The sequence below is a fragment of the Rhodoferax sp. GW821-FHT02C08 genome, assembly GCF_059421805.1.
Genome location: NZ_JBWKVR010000024.1, coordinates 60,146 through 72,413, shown reverse-complemented (window position 1 = coordinate 72,413; position 12,268 = coordinate 60,146). Strand labels below are relative to the sequence as shown.

Here is a 12,268-nt window from a genome sequence, read left to right as displayed (position 1 = left end):
GCTGCGCGCGGCTGTGACGACCCAGCCACTTCCATTGACTGTTCTTCGATACTCTGAGGCAAGTAGCTAATCAGGTAAATGGGCTGCCAGCGCAGGTATATCCTGCGCTGGCAGCTATTAAAAACATAGTAATTTAACTGGATGCCCGCAAGGCCCGGCGGTACTGTACGGCTTCGGCAATATGGCTGGTATCGGTCGTGCCGGCGCCTGCCAGGTCGGCAATGGTGCGGGCCACTTTCAGGGTGCGGTGGATGCTGCGGGCCGACCAGCCCAGCCGGGCGGCCGTGGTGTTCAGGAACTTGGCGGCCGCGTTGTCCAGCGCCACGTGCTGGTCCATTTCCTGCCCTTGTAATGCCTGGTTGGACTTACCTTGCCGATCCATGGCCTGTTGCCGGGCAGCGCTGCTGCGCTGGCGGATGGCGGCCGTGGATTCGCCCGGGGGTGCGTTGAGCAGGTCCTGGGCCGGCAGTGCCGGGACTTCAATATGCAGATCGATACGGTCCATCAAAGGGCCGCTGAGCTTGCCCTGGTAACGTAACACTTGGTCTGGTGAGCAGCGGCAGGCCTGCTGGCGTGATCCTAAAAAACCACAAGGACAAGGATTCATAGCCGCAATTAGTTGGAAGCGAGCCGGGAATTCGGCCCGCCGCGCCGCACGGGATATGGTGATGTGGCCAGTCTCCAGCGGCTCGCGCAGGGCTTCCAGAGCGGCTCTGGGGAACTCTGGAAGCTCATCTAAAAATAAAACCCCGTGGTGGGCCAGCGAGATTTCACCGGGCCGTGGCGGTGACCCGCCTGGTAAAACTTTCGCTAAATGAGAAAGTTTTTGCTATTTGAGAATGTATGAGACACCTAACGCTAGCTTGACCACGATGGTTTCTTGCGATTGCTTTGGCTTTAGCCATATCCGAGTCGGGCGGCCATTCGTTCTCATCTTTGCCGTTTTCTAGAGCACGTTGAACCAGGGGCCCTGGATGTGCCGAACTAGTGTCGAGTTAAAGATATATGGCCTTGTGTTCGAGGTAGACAGAGAGAGCCTTGGCTCCGCTCAGAGCTTCAAACAGCCTAGCTCGAAGTAGCCGCTTAGCGCAGGCTTTCACCCGCCCCCTAGCTCCTATAGAGGTGTGGACTAACCGATCTCCATGCATTAAGGGCCGAAATTTCTCCACACGATTAATGATGGTGGCGGTCTGCGTCGTAGCTAAACCTGGTAGCTCGTGCTTAACTGTCTGACTGCCTAACCCGGACGGCAGAAGGAGGAAAACTATGGCCTTATCCGAAGAAGAGTGCCGGCGACTCCGTGACGAAGAGGTCTATCGAACTGAAGTTCGTCGCAGCCTTGAGGTGCCTAAGCTACCGCCAACCATCTCGCAGCGCTTGTCAGAATTTCTAGAGTCGAAGGTGGGCTTCTGGATTCTGACTACGGTTGTAGCGGGCGTGGGCGCAACGCTAATCAGCAGTTTTTCAAATTTTCTGCACCGAGCAGAAATTGAGGAACGCCAACGAGCGGAACGAGCACGTCAGGACTTCGACACCGTGATCAAGGTGGTGCCGATGCTGACTTCGGAAAATGCCGGTAATCGGCAAATTGGCTTCTCACTTCTGAACGGGCTTGCGTCAGCGAAGTCAATCCAGCCGGAGATCGCGGCGCAAATCACGTCGACTATTCAGTCGCTCGTGGCGGTAGGCACTGCGCCAAATGCATCTCCAGAGGCCCGGGCTCGTGCCGACGAGATCGTGCGTCTTGTCGACGAGCCACGGCTTGGTCAGACGGCTGCTCTGCCTGCCTCTGCTCCAGCAGCAAACTCGCCATATCAGCCGCCAGCAAACGCCATTGCGCCGGCAATCATCGCGGTCACACTACCACCTCGCGTGTACGTGCAGATCGGCTCGGCGGGCCGTCGTCCGGATGCAGACAAGGCTGTTGCTGCCTTGCGGGCCGCTGGTGTACTAGCGCCGGGGATCGAACTCGTGGCTACGGTGCCGAAAAAGAACCAACTACGCTACTGCGACGAGAAGATGCTAGACACCTCACGCAACATGGTTGTCGATGCGCTTGCATCGGTATCGATCACCGTTGAACCGACACCACTCGCACCACGCTTCTGCGGCAACATCCGCCCCAATCATTTCGAACTATGGCTCGCCAATGGCGGGTAGAACCATTCAAAAACGCCGCTTTGGCATCTAGTAGTTTTGAATATGCAAGAGGTAATGACTATGGCATTGCAGCTCCAGCAGCGGGTGCTAGTGGTGCTGCTGGCCTCCAAGGGTAGGCCGAGCAAAGATATTGCCGTTAAGGCTGGCCTGGATCGGCGCCAAGTTGTGCTGTGACGTCAGCGCTTCCTGGTCGGCGGCATAGATGCGCTGCGCAAGGACGCACCGCGCAGTGGCCGGCCTGCCATGATTTCGGCCCAGTTCTACTTCGGCGCGAACCCTCAATACCGACGGAGAAAAAGACCGGGGGTTGAAGTGTTTGACCTCCCCTCACTCATTAACACAAGAGAGGTACCGTATGGCTTCAGGATTTGACACTACTGCAAACGCGGGCCACTTAGCCGCCCTCATTAAATCTACCGGATATGATTTTGTCGGACGGTATCTCAGCAAATCCACGTGGAAGTTGATCGGCCCACAGGAGGCCGCCGCATTAAGGGCGGCGGGCCTCCGTATTGTGCTGGTTTACGAAGATGGACCCACTTCGGCCATCTACTTCAGTAGTGGTCGAGGCACTAGCGATGCAGGACGCGCTATCGCACAAGCTAGTGCCATAGGTGCTCCGCGCGGCACCGCTATCTATTTTGCAGTTGATTATGACGCTAGCTCTGTCGATGTCACAGGCCCCATTTCTGCTTATTTCAAAGAAGTTGCGGCCACACTAGCTGCAGACCCTTCTGGCTACTTGGTTGGTGTCTATGGCTCTGGGCGCACCTGCCAAGCGATTAGCACCGCCGGTAGCGCTCAATTCACATGGCGTGCGCAATCAACTGGTTGGGCTGGTTACAAGCTTTCTCTACCTTGGAGTATTAGTCAAGGCATTGCAACTATGGCCTGTACGTTATCTGTTGACCTCGACAGTACCGGACCTGGTTCGTATGGTGCCGCTTAGTGCGAATTTGGTCAGACTTGACGTCTTTCTCAGTTATGAACTGCAAACGGCGATCGAGAGGAAGAATCTGCCGTTTGGTGAGGGGGGATGGCTCAGTAGTGCCACTAGACTGAGTCCCGAACAGGATGCACCATAGCGTACTCGCCCTGGTATAGCTTCAGAAACTAGTTTCTTCGGACTGCTCGATAGGGTGCATCTCCGCGACGATGGCAACGAGCTTGTCAATGTCTCGTTCAGATGGCGGCCTGACTTAAACCAAACAGTCTCCACGAAAGCCGGGGTGATTCATCGGATGCATCCAGGCCTGTTGCTATGCGACCCGTAGGGTAATCCCAGTATTGACGCCAATTTCATATTACAAGCATCGCCAATACTTTGGTGATCACCCACACTTCAGGCGAAACTAGACTGAATACAGCCTTCTGACGGACAAGGACTCTCAGTCAGGCATTGGCACAAGTGCGCCCGACCGGTCAACGCTGCCACTCGGATTCCACCGCCCAAAAGAGAGTCAGTATTGATGATGCCGCAGATTTGACTAGATGCAAGTGCTTCACGCCTATCATCGACTTGCCGCAGCCTTCTTGGGAATCTCTAAGACCCATACTTCAGCCACCATGCGCCTCCACATCCTGTCAGACCTGCACCTGGAACATTCCACGTTTTCCATGCCCGATGTCGAGAGCGATATCTTGGTGCTCGCCGGCGACATTCTGTCCCCAGGCCATAAGGCGTCGATCTGGGCAGCACGCCCTACGGTCAATCTTGGGCGCCCGGTAGTTCAACTTGGCGGCAACCACGAGTTTTACGGCCAAACGCTGCAGCCAGAGCGTGGACTGATGGCAGAAACGGCTGGCCGAACCCAGGTCCACTTGCTTGACCGCACGTCATTGGTGATCGACGGCGTTCGCTTCCTGGGCTGCATGCTTTGGACCGACTACCAGGTGCCGATCGTGGTCTGTGAGGGGCAGCTGCGCAGTGATGCACAACAGGGTATGGCGGCCTGTGCTAAGGCCGTCGCCGACCATTTCTGCATCTCGGTCAAGGACGGCAAAGGCTCGCGCCTGGTGACGCCGCTGGATCTGTTGGGCGAACATCTGCTAGACCGTCGCTGGCTGCAAGAGCAGTTGGCCCTTGAATTCGACGGACCGACCGTGGTGGTCACACACCATGCACCGCATCCCCTGTCAATTGCACCCCGGTATGCCGACGATTGGGTCACTACGGGTTTCGTGAATGCGCTGCCGGATGCTTTTTTTGAGGTCCCCAAGCTATGGGTCCATGGGCATACCCATTCCCGGTTTGACTACCGGGTCGGTAACTGCCGGGTGGTGTGCAATCCACGGGGCTACCGGATGCGAGATGGCTGCTTTGAAGTCGCAGACTTCGACCCAGAATTTGTGATTGAGCTGCCATAGCTACTTGCCGAACATCTATGCTGGTGACGCATCTACAAAACTGACCAGCGCCGTCCAAAGCGCTGAATGCCAGTAGGTCTCTGCACAGGAAATTCATATCCGATCACGGCAGCCTCATTTTTTATATACGGAACTAAGATTTTCTATATTTGAAGGCATTGGACAGAGTTTTTATATACAACTCGCAGTTCATGGCCAGACGAAATCAGAAATGGCAGCAATTCAAGGAGTAGGCATGACCGAATCAACGATATCAGCCAAGGGGCAAGTCACTATCCCAGCAAGTATCCGAAAGCGCATCGGAGTCACCCCCGGCACCCGGCTGATCTGGTCTGTACTGGATGACGGTCAGCCAATGGTGTGCGTGAAAAATAAGTCCATCCTGGATCTGAAGGGGATGTTTGCCGCCCCACAGGGTAAGCATGTCACCGTTGAGGACATGAACCCTCTGCGATAACGGTCTCGCCGAACACCCAACCGTCCGCCCCAACAGCACAGGAGTCCGCACATGAAAACCACCAAGCTGCAAACCCATAGCGTGCTGAACACGATCACTTGCGATCGATGCGGCTTGACGGCCCATGCTGATGACGGTTCGGCCGAGGAGTTCCTGTCCATCGACAAGATCGGAGGTTACTTTTCCAGTTTTGGAGATGGCGCCACGATCCAGCTCGATCTTTGCCAGAGTTGTCTGAACGAAACTCTGGGTCAGTGGATACGCGTCGGGAAGGGACCACTGCTTCAACAATTAGATGCGTTCTCGCCCAAAGTGCACGGCGGGGAGTTTCCACCGTGAGCAGTCCAGTTGAGCATAACGGCGCCGTCCCTCGTCCCTCCCAACGCGGTAGATTTTTCCTTTTGATCCGCACAGCGCATGAGCGTGGAAAGACTACCGAACGGCGGTAAGCAATGCGGAACTGCGCACCGTTGCATGAGTGGCGCCTTACCCCGACAGCTCGTTATCGCAACCTCAGTCCCCATTCGTGAAGGGATAGTGCCAAGTCGAATACGGCAGTTTCCACCCTCATCCATTTTGATGATGGTCAGATTGACCCGCACCGTAAGCACTCCAAAAATGCATCGGCATGTGGCCGATATGTTGACGACCAAATTCTGTCTGCCCCATTAGTCAAAACCCAGATTTCAGAAGCCTACTCGGATGGTGCAACTGAAGCTGGCCAAATTCATGTGGCTTTGGTTTCACTGCCGCATGTAGCAATGGGCGCGAGTATCTCGTCCCCGATGGAGGCCGTACATGAGTCAATTTGGAAACGACCCACTGTGGTCGATCTTCGGCTTTATTGGCAGCAATTGGGGCAATGCTGCCAATTGCGACATGGACCAATCCCAGTTTTACGCTGCCGTGAACTGGCAGGTCGGACTCAATCCGAGCTACGCCACCTACTACACCGAAGCCATCAATGAATACGCCGCGCTGGTAGCGCAGTTTGGCAACCCGCAACAAGCCCTACAGGTCCTGTTTGCGGAGAACCAATTGCCCAATCCCAAGTTGCCCGACGTGGCCAACTTTGTGTTGCTGGAGTTCATGCGCTGGCAAGTCGCGTTCGGTGGTTTCCGTGCATTCGCCTATGAAAACTACAACGGCTGGATGGGCGGTGGCTCCTTCCTGCAAGTACCGCCCCCTTACCGCGCACTCACGAACGAGGAAAAAGCATGACCCAATCAGCAAGTTTCATCATCGTGGGCTCTGGTGTTGTAGGTAGCTTTCTGGCCAACTACTTTGTGTCGCAAGGCGTGACGGATGTCCTGGTTCTGGAAGCTGGCCCCAGTATCCCCATGGCGGATCCGGCCTGGTGGTTCCACCATGTCGCCCGTGGCGGCGGAACCAGCAACACCCCTTATGCAGCATGCTATGACGCGCCGGGGGATATCACCCCCACAGGAGAGAATCCTTGGAATATCGTTGGAGGCCGCATCTTCGGCAGCGGCGGTACAACTTTGCACTGGGGCGGATGGGTGCCCCGTTTCATGCCCGAGGACTTTGCCTTGTACACCAACACAGGGCAAGGCATTGACTGGCCGTATACCTACAACGATCTGGAACCCTACTATTGCATGGCCGAGCAATACCTGGGTGTGTCCGGCAATTCCTCGGACCAGGATCCACCCCGCAGCCAACCTTATCCCTACGGCGCGGCACCGTTTCCCATTTCTGCCGGACCGTACATCAGTGCGTTCGACCAGATGGGTATCGGTTACGGCCATTTACCCATGGCTAGGTATGGGAAAGCCCAGGGGAACTTCGGGCCATGCCGGACCACTGGGACCTGCGACTACTGTCCAGTCGGCGGTCGGTTCACCGGTGACCAGCCTCTCAGCCTCCTGCAAGGCCAATCGGGCGTCACGGTCCAGCTCAATGCGCCGGTGGTGAATATCCGCATGAACAGCAAGCAGCAGGTAGCGGGGGTGACCTACATTGATCTGACAACGGGCGTAAGCGTTGACGTGGATGCCTATGCGGTCCTCCTCTGCAACGGCGCGATGGAAGCACCCAAGCTGCTGATGAACTCCACGTCGGGGTATTGGCCGAATGGCATCGGCAACGATACCGATCTGGTCGGACGCTTCCTGAGTGCGACCCAGTTCTTCTATGCGTCGGGCACCATGGCAAACCCCCAAGGGTTTCAAGAGGAACTGGGCTTCCCTAGCTTGTGCTCCCGTGCGTTCGATACGCCGGTGTACCAAAAGCAGGGCAAGTTGTTTCTTTCCATGAATTACGAGACGCCCAACCAAGATGTGGCACTCTCGATGGCCAATGGGATCAACGTAGCCGGCATCATGGCAAACCGGATCGCGCCGACGACGTTTCAGCTGTATGGCAATTTGTCAGCGATACCGCAGTATGACAACCGTGTGGTGCCCCTGCCTGGCCAGAACCGCTACAACTTACCGCGTACCGGCATCAACACACCGGCGCCCCTGTACGACCCGGCTGTCGCTAATGGATACATGAGCATGATGCAGAACATTCTCGGCACCATGGGCTGCAGTAATTTGGGTGCCGGAACCTATCCTCAACGTGGCGACCATGCGGCCTGCACGACACGCATGTCCACGGATGCATCGATCGGCGTGGTGAATACCGAAATGCAGGTCTTCGGTACTGACAATCTGTTCGTGATCGGCAACAGTGTGATGCCCACCTTGCCGGCGGCGAATCCCACGCTAACGCTGATTGCGATGATCTACAAGTTGACGACCGATGGGCAAAGTGCCATGGGGCGCTTGGCTGCGAAAGCTTGTGCTCGGTGAAGTGTGTTTCGGTACATTGACCTAGTTCTCACGCATTGCCGCTTGCGTCAGGCCCGTGTCCGGCCGCAATCGCCCTGCAAAGCCGTACCTGCCGAAGGTCGCTTCAGGCTGAAAGCGACATTCGCCGTTGAGGGGTGGATGTCGGCAACCACAGCAAGCGGTCATTAGGAGCACTTGGGCATTGCTGCCTGGTCTTCGTCCCGAACCAGCCTTTCGCTGGCGACTGTGGGGGCGGCCAGTATCGGCACAGCCACTGAAAGCCGGCAATGGCCACTAGCGGCGGCTGTGGGCGAACGTGCACAGGAGTGTGGCCAGCGGAGCCACGTAAGGAGCTGTTCCGGTAGCCGCGGCCTACTCATGCTCTTCATCCCTAAATTCCGGGAGCTCCCAGAGATCTTTTGGCGCGCTGGCCTTGACCAGCCCCAACTTCTGGTCCCGCAGATGGTTGAAAAACCGGTCCTCCAGTTTCCCTTCTCCCGTCTCCAGCCGATGACACAGGGACAGGCTAGCATAGATCGAGCGAGCTGCCAGCATCTTGGCCACCTCGACATCCTTGCGCGGGACAAACGAGACACCGCTGTGAACGATTGACGACCTTAGGTCGTAGGCCTTACGGATCCTCTCATGTGCCTTGAGACGCTGGTCCGGTGGAAAGCACAGCATGGCGCCCAGATCGGCCAGAGTGACCTTGATCGGGTTGTTCTTATCTCGCGAGAAAATGGACTCCATAGCGATGACGTAGAACAGGAAGCTAGACACCGCGTCGTCCGCGTTAACCGCCATCGAGAAGAACTTGATTGCGTTCTTCATCCGCCCGTACATGAAGTCGCTCGAGGAGGACAACTTTGACAGGAAGTCATTGAAGGCTGGGCGCCCCAGCGACTGGAACAGGCATTTATCCAGAGTACGGTCGACAAACGAAGATGCCCGAGTCGGCAGTCGCCTGAGCTCACCATTGGACTTGTTGAGTAGGAAGAAGTGGTTGACCGGCGTGCCCGTGCCAAAGGTAGATCGCTTCCCGCCGAACAGAACGCCGAATACCTCGATGAGTCGGCGCAAGTGGGTGACCGAAATTTCTGCATTCCAGCGCAGTTGGTCTTCAGCCCCATGGACATCGAAGGTCACTACCATGTCTCGAGCAAGCGCCTTGTTCGATGTCCTCATCGCGTGTTGGAAATCGGATTCATCAATGGCGGGAAAACCATGCCGCGCGGTGATCTTGCTAAGTGCTTTGGCCGTTCGAGCGCCGGGGGATACTGTGAACTGGCCAATGTTCTTGCACTTCACCACGGACTCACTCGTCCCCCGAAGACCGAATGTCATCATGGGCTTGAAGCTCAGCGGAAAAATCGCGAGGTAGTCTCGACTACCCGCTGTTGCGGCGATCAACTTCTCCAGCTCCTCGGCAAACTCGGCCGCCTTCAGTGGAGGATGGTGGTCAAGCACGACAAAAATGAGCTCTACCAAATAGAGCCAGTCTAGGTGTTGCGAAACATAGGGCGACTTGGCCAGCGCGTTGCACAGCGCCTCGTTCTCCTCCCAGTCGCCTGGTCGTACCGTACTTCCGTCGTAGCCCATGGCGGCGACTTCCTCGTAGTAGGCTTTAAGGGGCTCGCGAATGGCGCGAACGACAGCATCCTTGTTGATCGAGATGTTCTTCTGCATGGTTAGTGTGTCCCTATGTTTTCGGTTTGGCGGTGAGTCCGGCGCACACGCTAACGCCATCCCTTTGGTGCGAAGCACTGAAGGCGGGTGTCGGCCAACTGAGGAAAGGTCCGAACGTTGATCGCTTTGGCAAGGTGGCAACCATTGGAGCCGCGTCACGAATGACGAAGTCGTCGCGTTGTCAATCACGTGCCTTGGCTGTGTTCTTAACGCGCCTGTCGATGGTCTCGCGCCACTTGACCAGACTCTCGATATCGCCACTGAGCTCGTCCGGGGCAGGAATCGGCAGCCTGCCAATGGGAGCCGCGGCGTCGTGCTCGAACTTCGAGGACTTGGTCATGCCAGTATCGATCTCGCGATAGTCGTCGTCCGTCACGGTCACGCCCTTCAGGCGCTGGGTCGACACGCCTTCGCCAAAACGCTGCACGGCGCCGTTGAGCAGGACCTCTTCGATGCAGCGCTCCCACGCGAGCCGGAGCTGTCCGTAGCACTTGGCCGTCAGCTGACGCTGCAGGTCTTCATCGCCCTCCTTCTCTGCCTTGTGCACGGCGACGAGCATCTGCCTGAGGCGACCCAACCGGTCCTTCGTGCCCAGCACGTCGAAAGGAAGATCCTCGGAATGAACACCAAAGCCATCCCTGGTTCTGCGGATGTAGTTCTTAGTGAGGGCCGCGCCCACCGCCTCAATCTTCTGCTCCAAGATCAACATGAAGTAGATGTCGTGGGTGAAGACGATGACCTGGCGGTTTAACGATTCGCGCGCCAGCCGCTCGGCCACCTCCCAGCGACGGCGATGGTCAAGCGACGAGACCGGGTCATCGAAGACGATGCCGCCCCGCCCCTTGCTCAGGCGGATCTCGGCCATGAAAGACGCGATGGCGATCGCCCGCTGCTCACCCTCGCTGAGGATGGCGGCCGGTGAGCCGCCACCCGGCAACTGCAGGGTCAGCTTGAACTGGGTCCGTCCGCCCGGGGACTCGGGCTTCATGACGACGCGCAGATGATGGACCTTGAGCTGCTTAAGCTCCTCGTTGAGGGCGTCCGCCAGCTCCTGGCTAGCCGTCGTGCGAGAAAGCTCCGTCGACTTCCTGGAAATGCCCCGCGCTTCCATGCTGTCGATGCAGGCCTGAAGCCTGCGGCAGTAGTTGTGCTTGCCCATGGCCTCGAGCACCGCAGCCTTGACCTCGGCAAGCCTGCGCCGCGCATCGAGTTCAGCCCGCTCGACTACCATGGCCGCCCTGAGCTTCTCGTCGGCGGTGGCGTCCAGGGCCTTGGCCTGCGCCGCCAGCTTCTCGACGATCTCGGCCAGCGCAGGTTGTGGGTCGAGCGTGAGCTTCGGCAGTTCCTCCCAGGCCAACTTGCCAGCCGCCGCATGGACGACACCGTTCTGGCGGGACTTCAGGGCCTCCTGCAGGGTCGCGCACGCCTCGGCGGCCGGCGCCGATATCTCCGTCACCTCCTCGACCAGCGCATCGCGGAACATCAGATCCACGCTTGCCTGTCGAATCGCCAGGAACGGGGCCACGGCAGCCTCGCGCGCCTCCTTGGCAGCCTTCTCGGCAGCGGCTTTGATGAAGCCGTCAAATCGCTTCAGGCGCGCCGCACCGTCCTCGCCGAGAACGTTCTGGCACAACGGGCAGGCGGCATCCGCCGGCAGGCTCGAGAATTCGTGGTCTGCATGGCTGAGGGCCGAAAACACGCGCGCGGCCTCGAAGAGCGCCTTCCACTCTTCGCCGCCGGTTCCAGGCAGCTGGTCGAGCATGGCTCCGAACTCCTTGGCCGCCACGTCGGCGGCCGCCTTGGCCAGATTCGATTTGTGGACCAGGGCTTGCAGCGCGGCGACTTTGTCCTCGCTCAGAAGCTGCATGGCGGCTCCGACGCGGTCCTTCAGGGCGGTCAAGCGACTGGCCTTCTGCCGCACGGCCAAAGCCTTCTGCTTCGGGTCGGCCTCGGCCAAGGTCTTGTTGAGCAACGCGAGCCGTTCCAGCTCGGCTTCCGTAAGCGTGGCCAGCACTTCGATGTCCTCGGCCTTGGTCTTCGCCGGGATACCGAGCAGCGCGCGCGCAACCGCGGTCTGTTCGCGCGTCAGCGCGACGTACGCCGCGTCGCTCGGGGCGTGGGCGGTCTTATCGTTCCCGGCGCGGGTCTTCAGCTTGTTACATGCGCCGACCAGGCCTTCCAGGATGTCCAGGCCGTACGGGGCATAGGCGAAGTCGCCCTGGTTGTCGATGTAGGCGCGGGCGCAGTGCGAGTCGAAGATGGAAATGTCCGACAGAGGCGCTGGCGGCACCGTGCCGTCCTGCCATGGCAGATCGGCTGCGACGCCATCGACCTCCACCTCGAACACAGCCTGGGCTGGCCCGCATTTCCTGGGTTCGAGCTTCGCGTCGGGCAGGATGGGCTCGCGCCGGTCGCGTGCCCGGCAAGCGTGCTTGAAAACACGCGAATAGCCAGACTTCCCGGCGCCGTTCTCACCGTAGATTGTCGTCACGCCCGTTCGCGCGATCGGCAGGCTGGCACCGTTGGCCAACGCATTGACGTTAGCCAGCGCCTTGATGCCGGTCAGCAGTACCACGCGAGCCGGATCGGCCTGCGGCGCCACCTGCGCGCCCTCGAGCTTCTGGAGCGTTCGCCCCTCCGGATCAGGGATGCCCGCCTCGGCCTTGGCCAGGGCGTAGAGGTCATCGAGATCGCCGGCGCTGAGCGTCCGGTCGGCGTAGAGGCGGGCGATGGCGTCTTGTTGCCAGCCCGCAAGGTCCTTGGACCACGCATGGATTTCCTGCAGGATCGTCACCAGCTTCCT

9 protein-coding genes and 1 pseudogene are annotated in these 12,268 nt (G+C 58.4%); 7 read left to right on the top strand and 3 right to left on the bottom strand.

Translation table 11 applies throughout. The features are described from left to right. Window positions 1-133: 133 nt before the first annotated feature. Window positions 134-796 (bottom strand): annotated as a pseudogene (locus AC07VY_RS22345) (ATP-binding protein); the annotation flags it as partial. Between the two features lie 470 nt (window positions 797-1,266). Here AC07VY_RS22345 and AC07VY_RS22340 point away from each other — a divergent pair. The 7 genes from AC07VY_RS22340 to AC07VY_RS22310 all read left to right on the top strand — a co-directional run bounded on the left by AC07VY_RS22340 (window position 1,267) and on the right by AC07VY_RS22310 (window position 7,800). After that, on the top strand, window positions 1,267-2,160 hold the full coding sequence (locus tag AC07VY_RS22340; protein ID WP_495099378.1) for a hypothetical protein: 894 nt from the start codon (window positions 1,267-1,269) through the stop codon (window positions 2,158-2,160). A gap of 355 nt (window positions 2,161-2,515) precedes the next feature. Further along, window positions 2,516-3,109 (top strand): DUF1906 domain-containing protein, encoded by a 594-nt coding sequence (locus AC07VY_RS22335; protein ID WP_495099377.1) that lies wholly within the window; start codon window positions 2,516-2,518, stop codon window positions 3,107-3,109. Between the two features lie 617 nt (window positions 3,110-3,726). Then, the gene (locus AC07VY_RS22330) at window positions 3,727-4,527 is read left to right on the top strand and encodes a metallophosphoesterase (protein ID WP_495099376.1); all 801 of its coding nucleotides are present in this window, start codon (window positions 3,727-3,729) and stop codon (window positions 4,525-4,527) included. A gap of 235 nt (window positions 4,528-4,762) precedes the next feature. Beyond that, entirely contained in the window at window positions 4,763-4,984 is a 222-nt protein-coding gene (locus tag AC07VY_RS22325; protein ID WP_495099375.1) for an AbrB/MazE/SpoVT family DNA-binding domain-containing protein, read from the top strand. Between the two features lie 51 nt (window positions 4,985-5,035). Next, the gene (locus AC07VY_RS22320) at window positions 5,036-5,323 is read left to right on the top strand and encodes a hypothetical protein (protein WP_495099374.1); all 288 of its coding nucleotides are present in this window, start codon (window positions 5,036-5,038) and stop codon (window positions 5,321-5,323) included. Between the two features lie 459 nt (window positions 5,324-5,782). Continuing rightward, window positions 5,783-6,205, top strand: coding sequence for a hypothetical protein (locus tag AC07VY_RS22315; protein ID WP_495099373.1), 423 nt, complete (start codon window positions 5,783-5,785; stop codon window positions 6,203-6,205). Next, the gene (locus AC07VY_RS22310; protein ID WP_495099372.1) at window positions 6,202-7,800 is read left to right on the top strand and encodes a GMC oxidoreductase; all 1,599 of its coding nucleotides are present in this window, start codon (window positions 6,202-6,204) and stop codon (window positions 7,798-7,800) included. The genes AC07VY_RS22315 and AC07VY_RS22310 overlap by 4 nt, the downstream gene beginning before the upstream one ends. 351 nt (window positions 7,801-8,151) lie before the next feature. On the opposite strand, the gene AC07VY_RS22305 is transcribed toward AC07VY_RS22310, so the two are convergent. Further along, entirely contained in the window at window positions 8,152-9,465 is a 1,314-nt protein-coding gene (locus AC07VY_RS22305; protein WP_495099371.1) for a hypothetical protein, read from the bottom strand. 181 nt (window positions 9,466-9,646) lie between these two features. Beyond that, complete coding sequence (locus AC07VY_RS22300) at window positions 9,647-12,259, bottom strand: AAA family ATPase (RefSeq protein WP_495099370.1); 2,613 nt, start codon at window positions 12,257-12,259, stop codon at window positions 9,647-9,649. Between the last annotated feature and the right edge of the window lie 9 nt (window positions 12,260-12,268).

Excerpts from the sequence above, each read along its gene's own strand:
- AC07VY_RS22320 (WP_495099374.1), top strand. The coding sequence starts at position 5,036 with ATGAAAACCACCAAGCTGCAAACCCATAGCGTGCTGAACACGATCACT.
- AC07VY_RS22330 (WP_495099376.1), top strand. The coding sequence starts at position 3,727 with ATGCGCCTCCACATCCTGTCAGACCTGCACCTGGAACATTCCACGTTT.
- AC07VY_RS22315 (WP_495099373.1), top strand. The coding sequence starts at position 5,783 with ATGAGTCAATTTGGAAACGACCCACTGTGGTCGATCTTCGGCTTTATT.
- AC07VY_RS22305 (WP_495099371.1), bottom strand. The coding sequence starts at position 9,465 with ATGCAGAAGAACATCTCGATCAACAAGGATGCTGTCGTTCGCGCCATT.
- AC07VY_RS22310 (WP_495099372.1), top strand. The coding sequence starts at position 6,202 with ATGACCCAATCAGCAAGTTTCATCATCGTGGGCTCTGGTGTTGTAGGT.
- AC07VY_RS22335 (WP_495099377.1), top strand. The coding sequence starts at position 2,516 with ATGGCTTCAGGATTTGACACTACTGCAAACGCGGGCCACTTAGCCGCC.
- AC07VY_RS22340 (WP_495099378.1), top strand. The coding sequence starts at position 1,267 with ATGGCCTTATCCGAAGAAGAGTGCCGGCGACTCCGTGACGAAGAGGTC.
- AC07VY_RS22325 (WP_495099375.1), top strand. The coding sequence starts at position 4,763 with ATGACCGAATCAACGATATCAGCCAAGGGGCAAGTCACTATCCCAGCA.